The 25,158-nt window shown below is 41.1% G+C and carries 15 protein-coding genes, 1 pseudogene and 1 riboswitch; of the genes and pseudogenes, 15 read left to right on the plus strand and 1 reads right to left on the minus strand.

Annotation, left to right across the window (positions count from 1 at the left end; genetic code table 11):
* The first annotated feature begins 132 nt into the window (after positions 1-132).
* Positions 133-228, plus strand: a riboswitch (TPP riboswitch).
* 7 nt (positions 229-235) lie between these two features.
* The 14 genes from thiC (at position 236) to AM228_RS20415 (ending at position 22,552) form a co-directional block, all read left to right on the plus strand.
* Positions 236-1,609: a phosphomethylpyrimidine synthase gene (thiC, locus tag AM228_RS20350; protein ID WP_054468674.1), complete on the plus strand. Its 1,374-nt coding sequence runs from the start codon at positions 236-238 to the stop codon at positions 1,607-1,609.
* A 119-nt stretch (positions 1,610-1,728) separates the two neighbouring features.
* Positions 1,729-2,190: a formylglycine-generating enzyme family protein gene (locus AM228_RS20355; RefSeq protein ID WP_054468676.1), complete on the plus strand. Its 462-nt coding sequence runs from the start codon at positions 1,729-1,731 to the stop codon at positions 2,188-2,190.
* Between the two features lie 395 nt (positions 2,191-2,585).
* Positions 2,586-4,619 carry an amino acid adenylation domain-containing protein gene (locus tag AM228_RS20360; protein WP_082348970.1) on the plus strand — a complete coding sequence of 678 codons (2,034 nt, stop codon included), beginning with the start codon at positions 2,586-2,588 and terminating at the stop codon, positions 4,617-4,619.
* Between the two features lie 274 nt (positions 4,620-4,893).
* Positions 4,894-5,598: a sterol desaturase family protein gene (locus AM228_RS20365; RefSeq protein WP_190879300.1), complete on the plus strand. Its 705-nt coding sequence runs from the start codon at positions 4,894-4,896 to the stop codon at positions 5,596-5,598.
* 51 nt (positions 5,599-5,649) lie between these two features.
* Positions 5,650-12,945, plus strand: coding sequence for a type I polyketide synthase (locus AM228_RS20370; RefSeq protein ID WP_072160869.1), 7,296 nt, complete (start codon positions 5,650-5,652; stop codon positions 12,943-12,945).
* Between the two features lie 79 nt (positions 12,946-13,024).
* Positions 13,025-13,966, plus strand: coding sequence for a phytanoyl-CoA dioxygenase family protein (locus tag AM228_RS20375; protein WP_054468681.1), 942 nt, complete (start codon positions 13,025-13,027; stop codon positions 13,964-13,966).
* A gap of 37 nt (positions 13,967-14,003) precedes the next feature.
* Complete coding sequence (locus tag AM228_RS20380) at positions 14,004-15,095, plus strand: radical SAM protein (RefSeq protein WP_054468685.1); 1,092 nt, start codon at positions 14,004-14,006, stop codon at positions 15,093-15,095.
* Positions 15,096-15,123: 28 nt separating this feature from the next.
* On the plus strand, positions 15,124-16,152 hold the full coding sequence (locus AM228_RS20385) for a DMT family transporter (RefSeq protein WP_054468687.1): 1,029 nt from the start codon (positions 15,124-15,126) through the stop codon (positions 16,150-16,152).
* Positions 16,153-16,185: 33 nt separating this feature from the next.
* Positions 16,186-17,253, plus strand: coding sequence for an aromatic ring-hydroxylating dioxygenase subunit alpha (locus AM228_RS20390; RefSeq protein WP_054468688.1), 1,068 nt, complete (start codon positions 16,186-16,188; stop codon positions 17,251-17,253).
* A gap of 69 nt (positions 17,254-17,322) precedes the next feature.
* Entirely contained in the window at positions 17,323-17,706 is a 384-nt protein-coding gene (locus AM228_RS20395; protein ID WP_054468690.1) for an ectoine synthase, read from the plus strand.
* Between the two features lie 146 nt (positions 17,707-17,852).
* On the plus strand, positions 17,853-18,761 hold the full coding sequence (locus tag AM228_RS20400; protein WP_156331938.1) for a sulfotransferase domain-containing protein: 909 nt from the start codon (positions 17,853-17,855) through the stop codon (positions 18,759-18,761).
* Positions 18,762-18,824: 63 nt separating this feature from the next.
* The gene (locus AM228_RS20405; RefSeq protein WP_054468694.1) at positions 18,825-20,315 is read left to right on the plus strand and encodes a glycosyltransferase; all 1,491 of its coding nucleotides are present in this window, start codon (positions 18,825-18,827) and stop codon (positions 20,313-20,315) included.
* Between the two features lie 54 nt (positions 20,316-20,369).
* Positions 20,370-21,221, plus strand: coding sequence for a hypothetical protein (locus tag AM228_RS20410; RefSeq protein WP_054468696.1), 852 nt, complete (start codon positions 20,370-20,372; stop codon positions 21,219-21,221).
* Positions 21,222-21,244: 23 nt separating this feature from the next.
* Positions 21,245-22,552: a glycosyltransferase gene (locus AM228_RS20415; RefSeq protein ID WP_054468699.1), complete on the plus strand. Its 1,308-nt coding sequence runs from the start codon at positions 21,245-21,247 to the stop codon at positions 22,550-22,552.
* Between the two features lie 229 nt (positions 22,553-22,781).
* Here AM228_RS20415 and AM228_RS36300 read toward each other — a convergent pair.
* Positions 22,782-22,928: pseudogene (locus AM228_RS36300) on the minus strand (IS66 family transposase); the annotation flags it as partial.
* A 181-nt stretch (positions 22,929-23,109) separates the two neighbouring features.
* Between AM228_RS36300 and AM228_RS20420 the strand changes: the two are divergent.
* Positions 23,110-24,891, plus strand: coding sequence for an ABC transporter ATP-binding protein (locus AM228_RS20420; RefSeq protein ID WP_054468701.1), 1,782 nt, complete (start codon positions 23,110-23,112; stop codon positions 24,889-24,891).
* The last annotated feature ends 267 nt before the right edge of the window (positions 24,892-25,158 follow it).

The raw sequence follows: 25,158 nt of genomic DNA on the forward strand, positions 1-25,158 counted from the left end.
CACCCCACACCCCACACCGATGGCGGCCCCACACCTCCCACACCCCGCTCCCCCGCTCCCCACCAGACCGTAACGAAATATGAAAATATTGGGGACGATTCTCACCCAGTCCACAGTCGATGCTACAATCCGAAATTAAGCTAGGGGTGCCTCGTCGTTGAGGCTGAGATAGTCCCTTAGAACCTGAGACTGGGTAATACCAGCGTAGGGAAGCTATTTATCGAGGAATGCAAATATGAGAGCAGAATGGGTTGCTAAACGACGCGGACAAAGTAATGTTTCTCAAATGCATTACGCCCGTCAGGGTTTCATTACCGAAGAAATGGCTTATGTCGCCAAACGAGAAAATTTGCCCCCAGAACTAATTAGAGAAGAAGTTGCCCGGGGCAGAATGATTATTCCCGCTAATATTAATCACACGAATTTAGAGCCAATGTGTATTGGCATTGCTTCTAAATGTAAGGTGAATGCAAATATTGGCGCGTCTCCCAACTCTTCTAATATTCAAGAAGAATTGGACAAGCTAAAGTTATCGATTAAATATGGTGCAGATACCGTGATGGATCTGTCCACTGGTGGCGGTAACTTAGACGAAATTCGCACGGCAATTATTAATGCTTCCCCGGTTCCCATTGGCACGGTTCCAGTTTATCAAGCTTTGGAAAGTGTCTATGGCAAAATGGAAAATCTGACCGCTGATGATTTCCTCCATGTAATTGAAAAACACGCCCAGCAAGGGGTGGATTACATGACCATTCACGCAGGGATTTTAATTCAACATTTGCCTTTGGTAAAAAGTCGAATTACGGGAATTGTTTCTCGCGGCGGCGGCATTTTGGCCAAGTGGATGTTGCATCACCATAAGCAAAATCCCCTCTATACTCACTACAACGATATCATCGAAATTTTTAAGAAATATGATGTTTCTTTTAGTTTAGGTGATTCCCTGCGTCCGGGTTGTACCCATGATGCTTCTGATGATGCTCAGTTAGCAGAATTGAAAACCCTCGGTGAGTTGACCCGTAAGGCTTGGGAACATGATGTGCAGGTGATGGTGGAAGGGCCGGGTCATGTGCCTATGGATCAAATAGAATTTAATGTCAAGAAGCAGATGGAAGAATGCTCGGAAGCGCCTTTCTATGTGCTCGGTCCATTGGTGACAGATATTGCCCCCGGTTATGACCATATTACTTCGGCGATCGGTGCGGCAATGGCTGGTTGGTACGGGACAGCTATGTTGTGCTATGTGACCCCGAAAGAACATTTGGGTTTACCGAATGCGGAAGATGTACGCAATGGTTTAATTGCTTATAAAATTGCGGCTCATGCGGCAGATATTGCACGGCATCGTCCGGGAGCCCGCGATCGCGACGATGAGCTTTCTGTTGCCCGGTATAACTTTGATTGGAACCGTCAGTTTGAGTTAGCCCTCGACCCCGATCGCGCCCGGGAATATCACGACGAAACCTTGCCCGCTGATATCTACAAAACCGCCGAATTCTGTTCCATGTGCGGCCCGAAATTCTGCCCCATGCAGACTAAAGTTGACGCCGATGCTTTAACGGAATTAGAGAAGTTTTTGGCCAAAGAATCGGTGCCGGTGAGTTAATTAGCTACACCGCCGAAACCCGGTTTCTTGAAGAAACCGGGTTTCTTAATGAAGTAATGAATTGGATTGGTGGCTTGCGAAACCACCAATATTAAGAAATCAGCCCAGTTTTGTTCTAATTGCGGCTACGAGCTTTCCCCAGATTTTTTGAATTTACCAGGAATTTCTCCAGCTTTGATGGCAAAAAAACCCCATTTTATTTTGGCGAAACTATTACCACCGATCTAGCCAATTACAATGGCAACTACACTTATGGTGACGGGTCAAAAGGACTTTATCGAGGCAAAACTACCGAGGTTGGCACTTTTCCACCGAATGCTTTTGGACTCTACGATATGCATGGAAATATTTGGGAATGGTGCCAAGATATTTGGCAAGATAGTTATCATAATTATCTTGCTGTACCGACTGATGAAACTACGGAAAAACGTCAGGAAAAAATCAGGAATGTACTACGGGGTGGTTCGTGGTTCGACTATCCGGTAAACTGTCGTTCCGCCTATCGCTGCCAAGGCAACCCCGCCCGTAAGTATGAATTCTTCGGGTTCCGGGTGGTCTGCTTGCTGCCGGAAACGGTGTAACCGCGCTATTGTCTGATTCGCACCAATATATTGGTGCGTTGCCGCACGGAACGGCACCCTACAGAAGCTTTGCGTAAGTCCTGATTCATTTAACCTGAGTTCGACGTAAGAAAATCAGCTATAAAGCAGGTTGTAAGAGAGTTAGAGACTTGCAATCCAAGAGAAAATACTGTCAATAATTGTTGATTATTGACAATATAGATCGGGTAGGGGTATCGAACTCAGGTGGTTTCTGGGCTACCTTTCTGGCTCCAGATAAAAGAAAAAACCATGAAAAACTCAAAAGAGACTATGCAAAAGTTTAGAATTGGTGTTGACAAAAACGTTACATTGTGCTTTACTCACAAAAAGACAACAATAAAAAAACAAAACTTAGTCTAAAGATTGTTCACTGTATGGTAGTAGTAATGGCGAATTTATTGCCGCCCAACTTTGGTGAACAAGGCATAGTTAACTACAAGGAAGAAATTCCTGTTTTACCTGTCTTGATTAACACTGAGGGACAAAAATTATTAGAAGCCTGGAATCATACCGAAACTGATTACAGGCGAGACTGGTGTATTCATCATTGGTTCGAGGAACAAGCGCAACAAACGCCAGATACAACGGCAGTAGTATTCGGCCATGAAAAACTAACTTATCAACAACTGAATCAACGAGCTAATCAACTTGCTCATCACCTACAGAGATTAGGAGTTAAACCAGAAACTTTAGTAGGGATTTGTATTGAGCGCTCCCTAGAAATGGTTGTAGCACTATTAGCGGTTCTCAAAGCAGGTGCCGCTTATGTTCCCCTCGATCCCTCCTATCCCCCAGATCGCCTTGCCTATATGTTGGCAGATGCCCAGGTGTATCTGCTATTAACTACCGGAAAATTGTTAGAAACTTACTCAGAAATTGCCCCTGTGGCTCAGGGATATACTGTCGTTGATTTAGATCGCGAATGGGATAAAATATCACAAATAAGTAAGGACAATCCAGTTAGTTCAGTTCAGCCACATAACTTAGCCTACGTTCTTTACACCTCTGGTTCCACCGGCAAACCCAAAGGGGTGATGATGGAACATCTACCACTGGTTAATCTAATTGACTGGCATATGCATAATCGGGTCACTCCCGCCAAAACGCTACAATTTGCTCCCCTAAGTTTTGATATCTCCTTCCATGAAATTTTTTCTACCTGGTGTTCTGGCGGAACATTAGTGTTGATTTCCGAAGAGCAGCGACGCAACCCCGAAGCTTTATTCAATGTTATATTGACCCAAGGTGTTGAAAAAATTTATTTGCCTTTTGCCGCACTTCAGCAATTAGCAAAAATTGCTAAAGGTAGATCCCTACCGCTGCGGGAAGTAATGACAGCGGGGGAACAATTGCTGATTGTGCCGGCGATCGCTGAATTCTTCCAGAAAAGCGGCTGCATTTTGCACAACCATTATGGAGCCACAGAATGCCAAGATGTGACAGCTTTTACCCTATCAAATAACGTCCAAGATTGGCAGACTCTACCCCCAATTGGTCGTCCCATCCACAATACTCAAATTTATATATTAGACCGCTCTTATCAATTAGTACCCATCGGCGCTGAAGGGGAATTGTACATTGGTGGCGAAGGAATTGCTAGAGGTTATTTTAACCGTCCTGACCTCACCCAGGAGCGGTTTATTGCTAATCCCTTTGGCCCTGGTCGTCTTTACAAAACCGGAGATTTAGCTCGCTATTTGCCAGATGGTAATATTCAGCACTTGGGACGTGCCGATCGTCAAGTGAAGTTGCGAGGATTTCGCATTGAATTAGGGGAAATTGAAGGGTTGTTATCTCAACATCCGATGGTGCGGGAGTGTGCAGTAATTCTGCGAGAAGATGTACCCGGTAATAAGCGTTTAGTAGCTTATGTTGTCCCCTTAAACGAGGCAGTTACTAATGACCTAGAATTAATCCTACATCGTCATTTACGATCCAATTTGCCTGATTATATGGTGCCGACGGCTATAGTGTTTTTGGAGGAGATGCCCCTTACTCCCACCGGCAAACTAGATCGGCGTAATTTTCCTGTTCCTAAGCGATCGCTGCCCTTGTTGACAAGTGAAATAGTTTTGCCACAAACTGAGACAGAAAAACAGATTGCTCAGGTCTGGCAAGATATTTTACAATTGGAAGCAGTATCCATCACTCAGAATTTTTTTGATTTGGGTGGTACTTCTTTGTTACTCATGCAAGTTTATGAAAAACTTGTAGAAATTTTTCATAATCGGCTCACAACAATTACCACTTTATTCCAATATCCCACCATTCAAAAATTAGCCGCAGAATTAAGTGAAGAAAAAGCACAGCAACAAGTAACAAAATGGGCTTTAAACCAGAGGAATTGTTACTCAATGGCCTCTCACCAACGGCAAGTCCGACAAGCACATCGCCAGCGTCACAGATGAGAATAAAACAAAGGATATGCTCTTAAGCTTCACTGGAGAAACATTAATTAATCTGGCATTACTGTTTAGTCTTTTTGGCATCTGTTTGTGTTCAGAATTGACAGCCAAAAAATGGCCTAAAGCAAGCCCCTGGCTAGCTATAACTGGAATACTATTGCTATTAACTACAGCCCTATTCCTACATGATTGGGTACGCCTAGGTATTTTGACAATTGGTTTGTTTTTGGAATCGTTCTGGAGCAGACAAAACAATAATTGGATATCCAAAGAGGCATTGCTAACTTTAGGAATTAATGCCTTTTCAGGGATGATAGCGATCGCCCTTCAAATCAGTTTCTTGAGTGCCTTTCTCCAACAGTTTCCGTCAGGGACAGGACAGTGGGGATTGACTGCTCTCGCTGCACCCCTATTGTTACAAATTGTTACTTATTTACTCATAGAAGACTTGAAAAGGTATGCTTTTCACAGATTAGATCATTCCTTGCTATTTTTTTGGCGGTTTCATAAAGTGCATCATGGAGTTACCGAACTCAATTGCATTACTGGAAGCCGCGACCATCCCGTGTTTAATCTAGGGCATCTAGCTTCAGATATTGGTCTAGCCTATCTTCTAGGAGTTAGTAATGAAGCATTAGTAATTGGTCTAAGTATTCGGATGGTATTTGGTGGCATCCTGCCCCATTTCAACGTAGACTTTCCCAATATGAAAGAAACGTTTCCTTGGTGGGCTTATTTAATTGCCACTCCTAACTTTCATGCTTGGCATCATACAGTACATTGCCGTTATGATGCTAACCTGGCAGATATGTTTCCCTTCTGGGATATCCTGTTTGGCACTTTTGAGAAACCGCTTGGTAGTTCTCGTGATTGGCAGTTTGGTTTGTCAGATTCAGAACAGCTTTCCCAATCAGTTGTTGGGCAACTTGTATCCCCCTTAACCACTATTAACCGAATTTCCTCAAACACACAAATCAATTAAAATTCTTGACTTTAATTTCAATTTGCCAACACTACTAAAAATTAAGCAGCAATGAATTTTATTCTAAATAATCAGGATAGGGAGCCGTTGCATCAACCTGCGATCGCGATCCTTGGTATGTCCTGTCGCTTTCCTGGGGCAGAGAATATTGATGATTTTTGGAAAAATTTGTGCAATGGAGTCGAATCCATTTCCTTTTTCTCCGACTCAGAATTAGACTTTATCGATCCTAACTTGTTGAAGCATCCCAATTACATCAAAGCTGGGGGGGTACTCTCCCAAATTGACAAGTTTGATGCTGACTTTTTTGGGTACAGTGCTAAAGAAGCTGCGATTATAGATCCCCAACAGCGAATTTTCCTAGAATGTGCTTGGGAAGCATTAGAAAACGCTGGTTATAATTCCGAAAATCACCAACAAGAATTATTTGGTGTTTATGCCGGTTCAAGTCTGAGTACCTATTTAATTAATAATGTTTGTCCTAGCCAAGGATTTTCCCCCGCAAAACCCTATCTTAGCCATAGACTATTTAGAGCCGCTAACGATTTACATTTAGAACAGGGAAATGGCGGCGATCATTTACCGATGCGCGTTTCCTACAAATTAGGTTTAACAGGTCCAAGTGTCAGTGTACAAACAACCTGTGCTACCTCATTAGTGGCTGTACATTTAGCTTGTCAAAGTTTACATTGCGGTGAATGTGATGTAGCCTTAGCTGGCGGTGTTTCTATCTTTGTTCCCCATCGGGTAGGCTATCTCTATCGGGAAGGAATGATTTTATCACCAGATGGGCATTGTCGAGCCTTTGATGCTGATGCTAAAGGAACCGTTTTTGGTAATGGTGCTGGTGTGGTTGTCCTGAAATTACTGAGTAAAGCCATTGCAGATGGCGATCGCATTTATGCAGTGATTAAAGGAACGGCAGTCAATAACGATGGAACTCATAAAATGAGTTATACTGCCCCCAGTATTCAAGGACAGGTAGCTGTAATTTCTGAAGCCTTAGCCGTAGCGCAAATTGATGCTAATACAATAAGTTATGTAGAAACTCACGGCACCGGCACTGCTCTCGGCGATCCGATTGAAATTACTGCCCTCACCCAAGCTTTTCACCAAAGTACAGATGAACCGATAGCTAAAAATGGATTCTGTGCCATTGGTTCAGTGAAAACTAATATCGGACATTTAGATGATGCTGCGGGAATTGCTGGTCTAATTAAGACAATATTAGCCCTAAAAAATGGTGCCATTCCTCCCAGCTTAAACTTTAACCAACCCAATCCTAATATTGATTTTGCTAATAGCCCTTTCTACGTCAATACCGAGTTAGTAGAATGGAATAAAAACGACTTCCCACGTCGTGCCGGAGTTAGTTCCTTTGGTATGGGTGGCACTAATTGTCATGTCGTTTTAGAAGAAGCTCCCCCAACTAGCCAACCGTATTTTACCGAAAGACCGACTCATTTATTAACCCTCTCCGCTAAAACCGAAGCTGCTCTAAAGGATTTAGTGGAAAAGTATGTAGATTATTTAGGCAGCAATTCTCATGTAGAACTAGGAGATATTTGCTTTACTGCCAATACAGGACGCAAACATTTTCAGCACCGATTAGCAATCGTTGCCGACTCAATAGAGAATTTGCAATCACAATTGCAACATCAAGATTTGCATTTCTCCCAAGCTGATTCGGTCAAAAACGGAACTGCCAAAAAACTTGGTTTTTTATTCACAGGACAAGGTTCCCAATATCTGAATATGGGTCGCCAACTCTACGAAACACAGCCAACTTTTCGGCAAAATTTAGACCGCTGCAACGATATTTTAAAAGAATACTTAGACGTTTCTTTATTGGAGGTATTATTCTCTGATAACCAGTCAAAATTAGATAACACAGCCTACACACAACCGGCCTTATTTGCGGTGGAATATGCCTTAGCTCAGTTGTGGCAATCCTGGGGCATTAAACCCGATATCCTCATGGGGCATAGTGTTGGTGAATATGTAGCTGCAACTATCGCTGGAGTCTTTAGCTTAGAAGATGGATTAAAGCTAATTGCTCATAGGGGTAGGCTGATGCAAGCCTTACCTCAAAACGGAGAAATGGTGGCGGTTTTAGCTTCTGAACAAGAAGTATTATCAGTTATTTCTGCAACAGAAAAAGTTTCTTTAGCAGCCAGTAATGCTCCTCAAAGTGTAGTGATTTCTGGGGAAAGAGAAGCCATTCAAACAATTTGTCAAACCCTAGAAACCCAAGGTATAAAAACCAAAAATTTACGAGTTTTTCATGCTTTTCACTCGCCTTTAATGGAGCCAATTATAGGTGAGTTTAAGCAAATAGCGCAACAAGTAACTTTTTCATACCCCCAGATTCCTGTAATTAGCAATGTTACAGGAGAAGTAATTACAGATGCTATCACAAACATTGACTATTGGTGTCAACATATCCTTCAACCTGTGAAATTTGCTGCCGGTATGCAATCTTTGGCACAGCAGGGAGTGGAAATATTTATAGAAATTGGACCCAAACCCATTTTATTAGGTATGGGTCGTCAGTGTTTACCGACAGATGATTCTGGTTTGTGGTTGCCAAGTTTGCGTCCAGAAAAAGAAGATTGGCAAGCGTTACTCACCAGTTTAGCCGAACTTTATCTGCATGGTGTAAAAATTGATTGGCAGGGTTTTGACCGGGATTTTGTCAGAAAACGGGTTGTTTTACCCACCTATCCCTTCCAACGACGTCGCTATTGGATAGATGCACCAGCTATCTCTCAAATACCCAGCTTTAACTCTGATAATTCCCAGCATCCTTTATTAGGTGTTGCCCTATCCTTGGCGGGAACTCAGGAGTTACGTTTTCAAGGACAAATTAGTAAGTATTTCCCAGCTTGGTTAGGCGATCATCGCGTGTTTGATAGCATAATTTTGCCGGGAACTGCTTATTTAGAAATGGCTTTAGCAGCAGCGAAAAATATCACCCAATCTCCTCAAAGTATTCGCTTAGAAGGTGTTACCATCCAAAAGGCGCTGGTTCTATCAGAAAATGAAGCCAAAACCCTACAGATGGTGTTGCAACCAGAAGCAAATAAAGCTTACAAATTCCAAGTTTTTAGTTTAGAGTCTGGGGAAGATAGCCAAAAACAACCTTCTTGGCTGATTCATGCCACAGGTAAACTCTACTTAGAAGCACCAAAAACGCCAGAATTGTTGAATTTAATTGAGTTAAAACAGCAAATAACAGAAGAAATTGCTGTGCGCGATCTTTACCAAAAATTTCAAGATCAGCAAATAGACTATGGTGCTAGTTTCCGCGCCGTTGACCAGGTATGGCGCAATCAAAATACAGCACTTGGTTACATCGTTTTACCAGAATCTCTAACCTTAGACTTAGACAGCTATCAAGTCCACCCAGTGTTATTAGATACCTGTCTGCAAGTGTTAGATGCAACTTTGTTAGAAGAGCGAGAAGAAACCTATGTGCCAGTGGTTTTTGAAAAGTTAGAATTTTGGCAAAAACCCAGCGCTAAAATGTGGTGTTATGCTCAATTACATCCACAAGAATCTGAAGAGACAGACATCCTGAAAGCTGATATTAAATTGTTAGATTCTCATGGGCAAGTAATTGTAGAAGTTCAGGGACTACAACTAAAACGGGTGCGCCGGCAAACCATGCTAGGCAAAACTGAAAATCCAGAGCAAGATTGCCTATATCAAATCGAATGGCAGCAACAAAAACGGCAGTCTGCTATCAGCAAAACAAATCAACCTCGCCATTGGTTAATCTTTGCTGATTCTCCCCAAAGTCAAGAATTAGCTACTTTATTGCGTGCTCAAGGCGAAATTTGTATTCTGGTTTTGGCCGGTGAGGAATACCAAAACATCTCTGCACAAGAATACCGAATTAATCCCGCTTGTCCAGAACATTTTCAGCAACTCTTATCATCCTTGCCCTTGATTGATGGAATCGTTCATACTTGGGGATTAGAACAATCAATAAACCTAACCTCAGAAACCTTAGAACAAACGGCTTTATTCAGTTGTGGCAGTGCATTACACCTGGTACAAGCTCTAGTAAAAAATAATACCCGTCCCCCGTTGTGGATAGTTACTCAAGGTGCCCAGTCGATTCAAGAACAGTCAATACAGGCGCTAGTTCCTTCTTTGCTGTGGGGTATGGGTAAAACAATTCCCTTAGAGCATCCAGACTTAAAAGTGATGCGGATCGATTTAGATCCCCAAGCAACAACTAACGAGTCTGCTCAAGCTTTATTTGCGGAAGTATTCCCCCTGTTATCGACAGATATTATTGAAGACCAAATTGCCTATCGCAACCATGAACGCTATGTTGCCCGGTTGGTTCGCTATCAAACCGCTAAGGCATCAGATAGCGCCATATTGGAAATACCAAAACAGCCCTTCCGCCTGACTATTGCTGATCGGGGAACCCCAGATAATCTCAAGCTAGAAACTATCAACCGTCAATTACCGGCAGATACAGAAGTAGAAATTTTAGTTCATGCCGCAGGACTCAATTTTATTGATGTTTTGAATGTCTTGGAGATGTATCCTGGTGAACCTCCTTTAGGAATTGAATGTGCGGGAAAAATTGTTGCTCAAGGTGCCGGTGTTACTAACTTAGAAATTGGCGATTCAGTCATGGCGATCGCCACTGGTAGCTTCAGTCAATATGTAACAGTAAATGCCAACTTAGTTGTACCAGTCCCTAAAGTTCTATCTTTTGAAGAAGCAGCAACAATTCCAGAATCTTTTCTCACGGCATACTGGAGTTTGCATCATTTAGCTAAAATTACTTCAGGAAAACGGGTATTAATTCATGCCGGTGCTGGAGGAGTTGGTCAGGCTGCGGTGCAGTTAGCCTTACAAGCTGGTGCAGAGGTTTTTGTCACCGCTAGTCCTAGTAAATGGGACAGTCTAAAAGCATTGGGCGTGAAAGCAGTAATGAATTCTCGGACGCTGGATTTTGCCGAGGAAATTATGGCAGTTACCCAAGGAAAAGGGGTTGATATTATTCTCAATTCTCTTACCGGCGAGGGTTTTATTGCCAAGAGTTTAAGTGTATTAGCTGAAAACGGATGTTTTCTGGAACTTGCCAAGCGGGATATCTGGAGTTATGAGCAAATGGCGCAGTTCCGACCAGATGTGTCCTATTTTAAAGTGGATACTGCTAAAGCTTGCCAAGAAGAATCAGCCACAATTCAGTTAATGTTGCGTCATCTTGTGCAACAGTTTGAAAATCACAAGCTCAAACCTCTAACCAACACAGTTTTTCCTATTCAATCCGCGGTCAATGCGTTTCGTTATATGCAGCAGGCGAAACACATTGGTAAGATAATTTTGAACTGGCAAACAGGTATTGTACAAGCTAATGGCAGCTATCTAATTACAGGTGGTTGTAGCGGATTAGGATTGTTAGTTGCTCGTTGGTTAGTAGAGCAGGGGGCACGTCATTTAATTTTGCTCGGACGAAGTGGGGTACAACAAGAAAACGCTGCTCAAATTGCTGAGATTGAACAAGCAGGAACCTCTGTCACCATCATGCCAGCGGATGTATCCAATTGGGTCGAAATGACAAAGGTATTCTCCTACATAAACGAAAACCTTCCGCCTTTGCGGGGAATTATTCATGCCGCTGGTGTGTTGGATGATGGATTAATTCAACAACAAACTTGGCAACGATTTACAAAGGTAATGGCTCCTAAAGTTCAGGGTGCTTGGAATCTTCATAATCTTAGTCAGCACGAGTCGTTAGATTTCTTTGTCATGTTTTCTTCCAGTGCATCTTTATTAGGAGCCCCAGGGCAAGGAAATTATGCGGCGGCAAATGCTTTTCTCGATGCTTTAGCATCCTATCGACGCAGCCAAGGATTAGCCGGTTTAAGCATTAATTGGGGACCTTGGGCAGAAGTGGGGATGACAGCCAAACTGCAACTAGGCGATCGCCTGAGCCAAAAAGGTGAAGATAGCATTTACCCTCAACAGGGGTTAGAAATACTAGAAATGCTGCTGATGGAATCACCTGTGCAGGTGGGAGTTATGCCGATGAATTGGACGCGATTCTGGGAAAGACAAACGGCAATTACTCCAATATTTTCCCAATTGCAGCAGAGCTTAGAATTAAAAGTTGGCCAGCAATCTGTTATCGAGTTTCATAAACATTTAGAAACTCTGCCTTTTGCGGAACGGAAAGCCGCTTTAACAAGCCATTTATGTAGCCAAGCAGCAAAAATTCTTGGGATAAAAAATCCTCAGCAGTTATCTACAGGGGAACGGCTGGTAGATTTGGGACTAGACTCTTTGATGGCGATCGAATTTTTGAGTTTGTTGCAATCTAGTTTAGGAGTTTCCTTAAGTTCAGCGTTGCTGTTTGAGTATCCTACTGTTGAGGCACTGGTTGATTATTTGTCTAAGGATTTTGTGACTTCTGAAGAGGTTAATAGCGTTTCTCTGACTCAAGGTAAGGATAGTCAAGCAGTTTTACCGGGGGCAAATCAGGGGAATAGTTCTCAGCATCACTCTACGATTATTGCCATTCAAACCCAAGGCACAAAAACACCTTTATTCTGTGTATCTGGTATTTTGGGAAGCGTGTTTGATTTCTATGGTTTGGCACGTTACCTGGGTGCAGATCAACCTTTTTATGGATTGCGTTCTTTGGGATTGGTAACAGGGGAGCAACCTTTAACTGTAATGACTGAAATTGCGGATCACCATATCCAAGCCATCCAAAAAATTCAACCCCAAGGTCCCTATAAATTGGCTGGACATTCCTTTGGTGGAAAAGTGGCTTTTGAGATGGCTCGACAACTTCAGGATCAGGGGCAAGCAGTATCTTTCCTGGCAATCATGGATATTCCAGCGGCATTGATAGGGAGCGATCGCCAGATTGGAACTTGGGATAATGCTGAATACATCACCAAGCTGGCAGAAATTTATGGGGGTGGCAGTGGTGAGCGTTTAGTAATTTCACCAGAAAGTTTACGCACGTTAAAGCTAGAGGAGCAATTGAGGGTATTACTAGATCAATTACAACAAATTGGTCAAAAGCTGACTGAAGTAGAATTACAACAAATTTTCTCGGTGTATCGCGCAAATATGATTGCGGATACAGCCTATATTCCACCCAAGTGCGAGGTTTCTATTACTTTGTTGAGAGCCAAGGAAATAGGGCAGCTTGATTTTCTCCCCGATGCCATCACCACTGAGAAAGACCCTTCCTGGGGTTGGCAACAGGTTTCTACGAAACCGATTCAACTTCATGTTATCCCTGGTAATCATTTCACAATGATTAAGGAACCCCATGTTCAATTTCTGGCTCGGCAACTCAAGTAAAGAAAAGTAACAATCTAGTTGACAAATGTATCGTTTTAACCGAAAATTGGGATGACCAATAAACAAATTTTAGGGATCCATGTTGACATCTAAGGCCGAAATTCGTACAACTCGATCTCTTACGCCAGAGCAGATTGCTCAATATCACAAAGATGGGTTTCTAATTATCCGAGGCTTTTTCGATTTGGATGAAATTGAACCAATGCGGAAAGCTTGCGAAGAAGACCCAAATGTTATGGGCTATCAAACCAGCATTGTTGATACCTTTGGCAAGGTTTATAAAGTAACTACTTGGACGGATTTACAACAAAGCTATTTAGGAGTTGTGCCGAGACTTGCTCGGGTGGTAGATGGAGCCGAAGCTCTTTTAGGAGAAGAGTGTTACCACTGGCATTCTAAAATTCTCAAAAAAGATCCCTACTGTGAAGGGACTGTGGATTGGCATCAGGATTGCGCTTTTTGGTATCACAATGGTTGTCTATTTCCTCACTTTGCCACTTGTACAATTGCCATTACTGCCAACACTAAAGAAAATGGCTGTATTCAAATGGTGAAGGGTTCTCATCTGGCTAGCCGATTTGATATGGCTCGGGGAGATCAAGCCGTATTCGCCGATCCGAAACGTGTCAAGGAAATTCTTAAGCGTTTAGAGGTTGTTGATTGTGAGATGGAACCGGGGGATGTGATGTTTTTTCACGGTAATACCCTGCACTGTTCCGGCCCCAATCGTACCGGTTCCCCCCGTACCGTAATTCATTGCCATTACAATGCCGTTTCTAATGTACCTTTCTGGGTGGAAGGACAGGAACATCACCAATACAAACCAATTGAAAAATTACCTGATTCTACGATTAAGGATGGTAACTACTCATCCGTATTTGAACAACACCATTTTCATCCCAACGAAGAAGGAGAAACAGGTGATGGAGGACTGGGAATATTCAAAAAGCAAGATTGGTATATTAGCCTAGAAGACGACTATAGCGGCAAAGAAAGCCCTTTTGCTAACCTAGAAGTATAGGATTATAGGATTAATTTAACCCAGGATTGCTTGAAATATGTTGTGTGAAGATAACCGAACCTTAACTCGTCGTGAAGAAAATCGGGTTCTGAATCTGGAAGAATATCGCCAGGGCAAAACCTATCTGAAAAGTCTTCCCTTGTATGTAATGGTGGAATTGACCCAGGGTTGCAATTTGCATTGCACCATGTGTCGTCCCGAAGTCATCACCATTTCCTCGCGGATGATGTCGGCAGAAATTTATGAAAAAATTGCGGCTGAACTTTTTCCCACAGCCCAAATGGTGGATTTGCGGGGAGATGGCGAAAGCCTAATCATACCGGATATTTGCAAATACATCGAAACAACGGCTAACTATGGGGTGGCAATTCGTTTTGTCAGCAATATGTCTTTCCAACGGGATGATGTACTTGATTTGCTGATCGAAAAAGGTTGTTATCTGTCGATTTCGGTGGATAGTGCCGATCCAGAAATTTTTGCTCACTTGCGTCGTGGCGGTAATCTTACCAAAGTAGAAAGAAATTTGCGAAAGTTGGCGACGGGTTATCGCGAACGTTGGGGTTCAACCGAGCGGATTAATCTGAACACCACTGTACAGTATCCAGCCCTAAAATCCTTACCCGATTTGATTGATTTTGCGGCGGAGATTGGCATTCAAGAAATTCGCCTGTCCTCCGTTCATGCCTCCCCTAATTCACCTTTAAGTTTGCACAATCACGATCGGGAGGTGGATGACACTCTTAAGAAAATGCAAGAACGCAGTCGCCTACACGGGGTGAAAGTTGCTGCCTCTACGCAGGTTGGTACTCTCCCCCAAAAAACCGACGATACTTCTGCTTGTTTACATCCTTGGAGTTATGTATCGTTTAAATATGACGGGTTTATTAGTTTCTGCGATCACTTGATTGGAACGGGTTCAGAAATTTACCATCTCGGTCATATTAATGAATCTTCTTTCGAGCAAGTTTGGAATGGGGAGAAATGGCAAACTTTACGTCAGGAACATCTTTCCCACCGTTGCCCTGATGCACCATATTTCAAAGAGTGTAGTTGGTGCTACAAAAATCGTTATATTGATTTCGAGCATTTCTTTTTACCGGAAGCTCAGAAGCAAATTTGCACTCTTTAAATCCTTATTTCCTCCCTAGCGTGAAACCGTGAATTCTTTCCCTCATATCTCTGCTGTATCCGATGAGATACCCCAAAAGTTGCTGTTAAAATCAGAAAAATTGTGGTCTTTTCTCTCTTTGTTAGGAGGATTGATATCGTTTTCTTTTGTTCCTGTTTTTACGAAATGGGGGGCTTTGGAGATTAGTGCAGAAACCACTATCTTTGATCGGTTTTTTCTGACCACGATTATTCTTGGTTTGGCAAGTGGAATCCAGGCTTTATATCGGCAATTCAAGCCGAAGTTAGAGCCATCTCAACTCCTACCAAAACCTGCCCTTTCCCTGATGCAATTGCTGGGGTTGTTACTGCTGACAGGAACTTTTTTAGCGGCAATGCTGCTGAGTTTAGCTTGGTCTTTAATTCAAACGACTGTAGCTAATTGCGAATTGATTAATAATCTGACTCCTGTTTTTACAGTTTTTGGGGGATGGCTATTATTTAAGCATCGCTTTGACAGACGTTTTCTGATCGGATGTGCGATCGCGGTTTCAGGATTATTGATCGTCGGATTTAATGACTTTCAGATCGGCATTGATAAATTACAAGGTGACTTATTAGCCCTTGTTTCAGCACTTTTTTTATCAGCCTATTTATTGGGAGCAGAAAAACTCCGCAATCATTGGAACACAGACACCGTATTGCTGGGATGCTTTAGCTGTGGCATACCATTGACCTTAGTGGTGCTGGCAATAAATCACGAAAGTTTGTTTCCCACCTCGGGGCAAAGTTGGCTACCAATTTTCAGTATGTCGGTTGCCGGTTTGCTTGGGCAAGGAATGCTTTTGTATAGCCTGAAAAAACTTTCCTCGGCCTTCGTAGCGCTGGTTTTTTTACTAACACCATTTACCACCGCAATCCTGGCTAGAATCATGTTTTTAGAAACAGTAAGCTGGTCTAATTCATTCGCATTTTTCGTAGTAATTATAGGACTTTTTTTAACTATTACTAGCTCTTCTACTTTTAAGGAAAAAGACAATAATCTACCATCTTATATTAATTCTTCAGAAGATGCTTAGTCAATTGAAATATTTGTCAGGAGATAACAAAAGATGCTGTTACAAACTAAGCACTTGGGGCTTCCTTCCCAATATTATACTGATGCAGAGATTTTTGCCAAGGAAATGAAAACCCTTTGGCGTAACACCTGGCAATTAGTAGGTCGGCAAGAAACTATTCCTGAACCTGGAGATTATCTCACCTATACTTTAGGAGAAGAGCCAATTTTTGTCGTGCGGGCAACCGATGGGTCTTTAAAAGCTATGCACAATTTATGTCCCCATCGTGGAGCAAAGTTATTAGAGGGGGAGGGGAGTTGCGCTCATCACAAAATTACCTGTCCCTATCATGCTTGGACTTATAATTTAGACGGTCATCTACTAGGAATTACTAAGCCTAAGCTTTTTCCTAATTTTGACAAATCTAAAATTCGCCTAGTTCCAGCACAAGTAGGAACCTGGGGAGGATTTATTTTTGTAAATCCCAATGCTGAGGCAGAATCTCTGGAAGACTACTTAGCCGAAATGCCCGCTTTTTTGGAAAATTACGATCAGGATTGGAACAATTTAAGAGAGGTTGATCGTTGGTTCTATGACCAACCTATTAACTGGAAATTGATTGTGGAAAATTACGTCGAAGATTACCATTTTGAGGCAGTCCACAGTCAGGGTTTTGGCACAGTTTACGACAGCGACAATATCCGCAGCTTACCCACTGGTCGTCACCTCCGCATTAAGGTTCCCTATACCAATAATCAGGGAGGAGAATTTTTTACTAGCTTTTCCGAATCCGGTAAAAGTTCTCATCAGGGTTACATATTTCCCAACATGATGTTGAACCCGCACAAAAAGTTTCTCTCTGTTTTTCATCTCATCCCTATAGATGCAAAACATACCCGAGTGGAGATTATTATTTATCAATCTCCTACTCAATTTGCAGATATTCCCTATCGAAAGAACGAGTTTCGTAAGGGGTTTGACGTGCTGATGGAAGAGGATTTTTCAATCTGTCGGCAAATTCAGGCTGGTATCAACTCACGCGCCTATCAAGTGGTGCAATTAGCCCAGGATCATGAGTTAGGCGTTGCTCACTTCCAGAATGTTTTGTCAGAATATATCTGAACCATTAGCTACACCATAGCTTGCTAGTACAGGCTAATTTTCAGTGCCGTTTTTTAGGAGATAAATCATATGATTATCAGAAAATTAAGCGAAATTATTAACTCTGAGCGAGATATTGCTTGGGGTAATGGCCAAAGTCGGAGATTTTTGTTAGCTAGAGATGGCATGGGCTATTCCCTGACGGATACCATAATTGATGCCGGAACAGAATCTCTGTTAGAATACACTAATCATTTAGAAGCTTGTTACTGCATTGAGGGAGAAGGCGAAGTACAATCTGATGGAATTGTTTACCCCATTGAACCAGGGACGATGTATGCTCTGGATCGACGGGAAGCGCATTATTTGCGGGCCAAAACTCAGATGCGTCTGATTTGTGTTTTTAATCCACCCCTTCAAGGTCATGAATCTCACAAATTATCAACTGAGTTCAGTTCCAGTTATGCCATGTAAATTAGGTAGGTCATAGGTTATTAATTTAATTAACCGGAAGACCCAAGAAATCGGGTTTCTGATTGAATCGGTACAATCGTTTTTGAGACTCCCTTCACAGAAACCAGATTTCTTCCTGGTTACCGCTATCAGATTTCATTTCGACAGTGGAAAATAGCCAGAAAAATTGGATAAAACACTCCCAAAAGCGTTCATTTGATATGTTCACTGTAGATCCGACTGTAGACACTTATATCATTTCATTTCCTAAATGCGGGCGTACTTGGCTCAAGTTAATGATAGGGCAGGCAATCGTGGGTCATTTAGGTATATCCAACACGAATCTTTTAGATACTCTACTAGACAGTAAATTTCCCTTAGCAAAATTACATCCCTCACTGCCAAAGATTCAGTTTACCCATGACGACGATCCCCACTGGAAAAAGCCTAATGAGTTAATGAAAACTAAAACACACTACCAAAATACAAAAGTCATCTTTTTGGTAAGAGACCCTAGAGATTTAGTTGTTTCAACTTATTTTGAACAAAAGAAAAGAGTTCAGTTTTGGCTCAATTCTTTAACAGAAACTCCACACCTCCAAGACTATCAGGAAAGACTCAACCCTTATGAGGGGGATTTATCCTCTTATTTGAATGAAGAAGTGGGCAGTATAGATACCATTATTAACTTCTACAATATTTGGGCAAAAAATAAAGATGTGCCTCGAGAGTTTCTTTTGACTCGGTATGAAGATATTCACCAAAATCCTCACGGAGAACTTCGTCGCATTATTGAGTTTTTAGGCATCGCCAATATCAAGTATGAAGTTTTGGATGAAGCAGTTAACTATGCTTCCTTTGATAATATGCGTCAGATGGAAACAGCAGAAATGGCAAATTCATACAGTTTAAAAGCAACTGATAAGAATGATCCAGAATCTTATAAGACGCGAAAAGGAACAGTTGGGGGTTTTGTTGAGTATTTGAGTTCCGAAGAAATTCAAGCTATTAATTGTAAAATAAATCAATCTCTTGCCGATTTATATGGGTATAAAAACTCAAAACAATTAACATAATGAATATTTGGTAAATTTCATCACCCTTATCGCCATCAAATGAACAATTCATCCTATAATATAATGCTCAAAATTGCGGGAACATCGGCGATCGTATTGCTGGTTTCAGCCTCCTGTTCACTCCTGTCTCATCTCAACTTTCACTATGCCATATTCGCCTATCTTTGTGCATTTGCAGTGGTTATTGGCGCGATATTTTTTACTTATTTTATCATCGTCAATCTTCATAGCAGCAATCCCATAAGAGTAGATCAATTAAGTCCTGACACTCCAGAAGTCGCCATTATTATTCCTATTTATAACGAAGATATTAATTTGTTGAAAGTGACCCTAGACAGCGTAATCCAACAGGATTATCCTCTTGATAAGATCAATCTGTTCATTGCTAATGATGCTCACCGAGAAGATATTGCCACATTGATAACTGTCGTGCAGTCTGCCTATCCACAACTCTCCTGTTATCACATTTTACCACCCCCTAAAAGCTCTCCTGCTCGTCAAGGAGAAGGAAAAGCTGGCGCCCTCAATGCAGCTTGGCAGGAGGTTTACCATCGTTTCCCCCAGATAGAATATATAGAAACGCGAGATTGTGATGATTGTGTCGGAGATAGTCAGTTTCTTAGAAAATGTATGACCTATTTAATCGATGAACCTACTGTAGGTTTAGTGCAAACTTATAAAGAAACAAAACTGATAGATGAATCCGATCCATTTGATACCCAGGAAGTCTTTTTACAATCTTATGTTTTACCAGGAAAGATTACTCTAGGTGGTGTATTTTCGTTAGGATCGGGAGTTGTTTATCGTCAGCAAGCACTGGTAGATGCAGGCGGATTTGATGCTTGGAATATAGTCGAAGATGTAACGACAACCGTTCATATTCTCCAAAAAGGTTGGACTTCCCAAGCACTTGATGTAGTGGGTGTCTCGACTCAAGCACCTGTGAATGATCTGGAAAACTTCTTGAAGCAACGTTCTGTTTGGTCTTTAGATGCCTTGCGATTAGTGTTTTTTGCCGATTTGTCAGGGCTAAGTCTGAAGCAACGCCTAGCTTTTTGTACAAAAGGAATCAAAGAACTACTCTATCCCACATCAGTATTTCTCTTCAATGTGACCATTGCCATTTCTTTAATAGTTGGAGAACCAATGTTTTTGAGTGTACCGCCAATTACCTTTATGGCGATCGCATTTATCGCTCTTTTTGAGTTATCTGTCCTCAAAGGAAACGTGGTTTTTGCTTGGAAGCACAAAACTTTGGAATTTGCTTTGCTGTTTGCTAATCTGAAAATGATTTGGGTTGCCATTGTGAATGGGAAAGATAAAAAACCTAAATATATAGTCACTCGAAAGACTGCTCAACATCAATCCTATCTTCGCTATTGTCGATGGCATATTGTCCTTTTAATTCTATTATTCATCGGTATTCTTCGAGTTTCCATCTCCGGAACAATTCCAGAACATAGCATTTTATTTGCTGCTGCGATTTACTGGTCGATCAGAATCCTAGATGTCCTTGGTTTAGCATTGTATCAACCCCGTTATCTTCAAAGCTAAAAATATTACAGGTAATTATTGTTGAATCAATTCAACTATCACTAAAACTAATTTATGAACATCACCAAACCCAGACGAGGTGTCATCTATTGCGCGATTGACGCTTGGTCTTATTTAGAATTAGCGGTTATTAGTGCTTGTGCGCTGCATCAGGTATCCCCTGACGTAGAGATAGTCATCTTATCCAATCTAGACTGTCCTCAACTGCAAGCGCAGTTAGCCAAAATTAATATTTTTATCAAATCCATTGCTGTTTCTGAAGAAGAGAGACTTGAGAATGCCATAGTTTCAAGATGGCTGAAAATTAGTTTAAATGATTTAAGCTTGTTTGATGAAACCTTGTATTTAGATGCAGATGTTCTTCCAGTCAAACCGATTGACAAAATTTGGAGTTTGTTAGAGTTGGGAGATATCCTCATTTCACCAGATAGATTCCCTCAAGTTTCTCAATGCAAACATATTGCACAACAAGAGATTGACTATACCCTAAAAATCTGCTTTCCTGATTCTATTCAATATAATGGAGGCGTGATCCTTTGGAAAAAAGGTCTCCAGACTCAAACTCTCTTTGACACATGGAAACAAGAATGGAGAGTTTTTCAGCAGCAAGACCAACTGGCTTTGTGCAGAGCTATCCAAAAAACGAAAACAGAGATTGTTCATCTTCCACGTCAATATAATTATCCACTTGATTTGCTCACCGATTCTTGGCCTCTTGAGTTAAACCAAATCGATGCTACAATGTTAGAGGAAAAAGACATTAGGATCGTTCACTCTTATCATTCTGTCACCTCCAAGTGGAATATTTTCCGTCAAGCCGCAGAGAAGTTTATGCCCGATGCTACTCACCAAGCTCTTGGATATCTGCGCTCATACCTTCCTCCCAGCAAAACAATCCTAAATTAACAAAAATCCAAAATACTTAACGAATGGCTTTTTCAAAATCACTCATCTATTTATCTCCAGGAAACTTACCTTCACAATGGGCTCACACAGTACAAATTGCGAAAATGGCGCAAGCTTTTTCACGAAAAATCAAAGATTTTGAATTAGTCACCAGCGGCGATCTTTTGTCAATGGGTCAAGGAATGGATGCTGAGTTCCAGGACTGGTACGGACTCAAAGAATGCTATAAGTTAGTCCGCTTACCAGTACACATCCAATCCCAGTTGCTGCTTCCTCAAAACTATAGAAATGTACTGTATTATAAGCTGGCTGTTATCTATAGTCTTTTTAAAGAAGATTCGTTAGTTTATACTCGCACATCTGAAATTGTGGAATTACTGCTTAAAATCGGTAAACCCGTTATTTGGGAATGCCACGAACCGATCGAAAAAGATTCTTTGCGAGCCAAATTATTGAAAGATCGAAACTTAATTGGTGTTGTGACTATCTCATCCCAATTAGCAGAAAACTATATTCAGCTTGGTTTAGATACTGACAAGTTATTGATGGCTCACAGTGGTGTAGACTTAAACAGTTTTCTGCCTGTTCTAGACAAAAATTTGGCTCGGCAGAATCTCTCTCTGGCAACAGAAGCAAAAATCATCCTTTACTCCGGTCATTTGTATGACTCTAAAGGAATTCCCACAATTTTAAACCTAGCTCGTCTCATGCCAGACTGCCAATTTTTATTACTTGGAGGATGGTCAACTGATGTTAATCGAGTTAAAAAGAATCTTCAAAAAGAAGGCTTATTAAATGTGTCCCTTATCGGTCACTTACCTCAATCTGAATTAGTCCCATACCTATATGCAGCAGATATTCTGATTTTGCCCACTAGCCAATCTTGGAATTTAGCTGAAGTTACAAGTCCGCTCAAACTTTTTGAGTATATGGCGGTTGGTAAACCCATCGTTGCTTCCGCTTTACCAAATATTATGACCGTATTGCGAGATAGAGAAAATGCAGTCTTGGCAGATCCAGACAATCCTATTTCTTTCCAAAAAGCGATAGTTGATTTGTTTGAAAATTCACATTTAGCAACTACTATTGCTGAACGAGCTTTTCAAGATGTACAGAATTTTACTTGGGATATTCGTGCTAATAGGATTTGGCAATTTGCACTAGCCAGATTCCAAGAATTTAAAAATACTACCTATCCTTCTCACCACCAAATGACGAGGTTTTTAAATTTAAAAAATTTATACTCGATCTTAACTTCTGATTTAGATCCTTTTTTTCAAGAAGTCATCAGTCAAGACAAAAATTCATATAATTCAGTAGATAGGCCTTGAAAATTGTTGTTATAAAAGGCAAAAGGGAATAGGGTAATTGATAGTGCTGGCTTTGAGAGGCTTGGTAGAAAGAATAAACCGTTTTTAGAGCCTGCCATTATCTCGCTTGAGGTAATACCAGGAGACAGAAACTGGAAACTTTAAACCTACCAAAGGGTATAGATTAGTTGTTGGGCGTGGGCAAGAATTTTTTCCATTGTTCTTGCGGTTAAAAGTTATTGCACGCCCTGCTGATAACACCACGATACTTATTGCCTAAAATGCTTTCTAAATCGGCACGAGAGCGAGTATCACCAGCATGGAACAAACAGAATTGAGGATTGGTCATCACCCACAACCATTTTTTGATACCTTTAACTGCCCAAGGGTTTTCGTCAAGTTGAAGTGCGGAATGTGGGTTTGATTGTGATATATTATTGACATATGCTGTAGTAATGCTAACAGTAGCGCCCTTCTACTCAAGTTGATTAATAGGAGAGGCAATCTCGCCTGAAACACTACTTCATACCATATAATATTGGTCAAGTGTAAGTTCATCCAGTTTCTCAAGGTTTTGTATGCAAGTTACCCCTATTACTTTGATGAATAATCGTCAGACAGACAGTCTAAATTTAGTGGAACGCAAAACTTCATATCAGCAGCTATTTGAATATGGTATTAGGCATAAAACCCCGTTTATGATGGCTATTATGAGTGCATTTATTTTTGCATTTCTCAAGTTTTTGATTCCCCAAGTAAGTCGCTATGCCATTGATGTTCTCATTCCGCAGAAACAATTTCAATTATTACCTTTACTAGCCGTAGGTATTCTATGTTTTTACGTCTTGTTTGGACTTTTTAATTCATTGCGCGTGTATTTGATTAATTTTTTTGCCCAAAAAGTAATCAATAGCATTCGCACAGACTTATACAATCATATTCAAAATTTATCCACGGGCTTTTTTGTCCACAATCGAACTGGGAATTTGATGAGTTACTTAGTGCGAGATGTTGATGCGGTTGGAAATTTATTCTCCTCACATCTGGCTGAACTGGTCATAGACATTGCTTCCATTTTAGTATTAATAGTTTATATGCTAACTATGGATTGGCAACTAGCAATTTTAGTGATTGTTACATGGCCATTAATTGTCTATATCATGCGGCTAAGTAAAAACAAGCTAGAAGTTGCTTACCGAGAACTCGAAACTCAAGCGGCGGAAGTTAGTAATATTCTGCAAGATACTATTTCTACTATTCAAGCGATCAAATCCTTTGGAAATGAGAAGTATGAAATAGACCGTTTTGCTGAGTGTAGCCATAACTATATGGATAGTAATCTCCGAGCTATTCGTCGCTGGTCATTAGTCTCACCAATTTTGAACATCTTGAATAATCTTTCTAGTATCCTGGTGTTAGTTTTCGGATCTTGGGAAGTCATGCTGGGAAGGTTAACAATAGGAGAATTAACAACATTTTTAATGTATGTTAATATAATAACCAAGCCTTTTGAACGTTTTAATGGATTGATCGATATCATCCAAAAAGCAATGGTGGGAGCAGAACGAATTTTTGAAGTGTTAGCTTTAGAACCAGAGATTAAGGAAAAAGAGGATGCCATTAATCTCAAATTAGTACGAGGACGCCTGAAATTTGAAGGAATTGAATTTGGCTATGAAGCCAATCAAACGATTATCCATAGCCTAAACTTAGATATTCAACCTGGGATGAAAGTGGCTTTAGTGGGATCTTCAGGCGCAGGAAAAAGTACGATCGCTAAACTTGCAGCTCGTTTTTACGATCCTCAAAAAGGTCGAGTTTTAATTGATGATTATGATTTACGAGATATCTCTTTGAAGTCTCTACGAGAGCATATTGGAATTGTTTCCCAAGAAAATTTACTTCTTTATGGTACGGTGCGAGATAACATTGCTTACGGTAAACTAGACGCAAGCGATGAGGAAATTGAAGCTGCTGCCAAAGCAGCCTATGCTCATGACTTTATTATGGAATTACCCAATGGATACAATTCAATTATTGGTGAGCGAGGAGTCAAACTATCTGGGGGACAAAAACAGCGTATTGCTATTGCTAGAGTTCTACTCAAAAACCCTGAGTTTGTAATTCTTGATGAAGCAACTTCGGCTCTTGATACCGAGTCAGAGCGCATGATTCAACAATCTGTAGCGACCATGTTAGAGAAGCGTACTAGCTTAATTATTGCCCATCGACTGTCTACAATCCAGAATGCTGATTTAATCGTTGTTTTAGAGAAAGGTAAAGTCGTAGAAACTGGCACTCATAACGATCTCATTCTTGCCGGTGGTCGATATGCAAGTTTCACAACTGTTGAATGTTAATGATTAAACAAATAACTGGCATTGACTCTTGTCAATGTCGTAAAGCTAGGCTTCAAAAAAATCATATTGCTTGTGCAATATTGGTTTGGATTAGATTAAAGAATTTAGCCTATCAAACTGGACAAATTATCAAATCAAGCATAATTTGTTGTCTAATTATTTAATTCAGCAACTCAAACGACCAAGCCAAGTATTCCTTTCCTATGTGCTTGGTTTGATTTGAATTGTCGCGTGGCTGGGCATGGGCTACGCCCGCTACCTATTTGT

The sequence above is a fragment of the Planktothricoides sp. SR001 genome (assembly GCF_001276715.1).
In the GTDB taxonomy this organism is placed as follows: Bacteria; Cyanobacteriota; Cyanobacteriia; order Cyanobacteriales; family Laspinemataceae; genus Planktothricoides; species Planktothricoides raciborskii.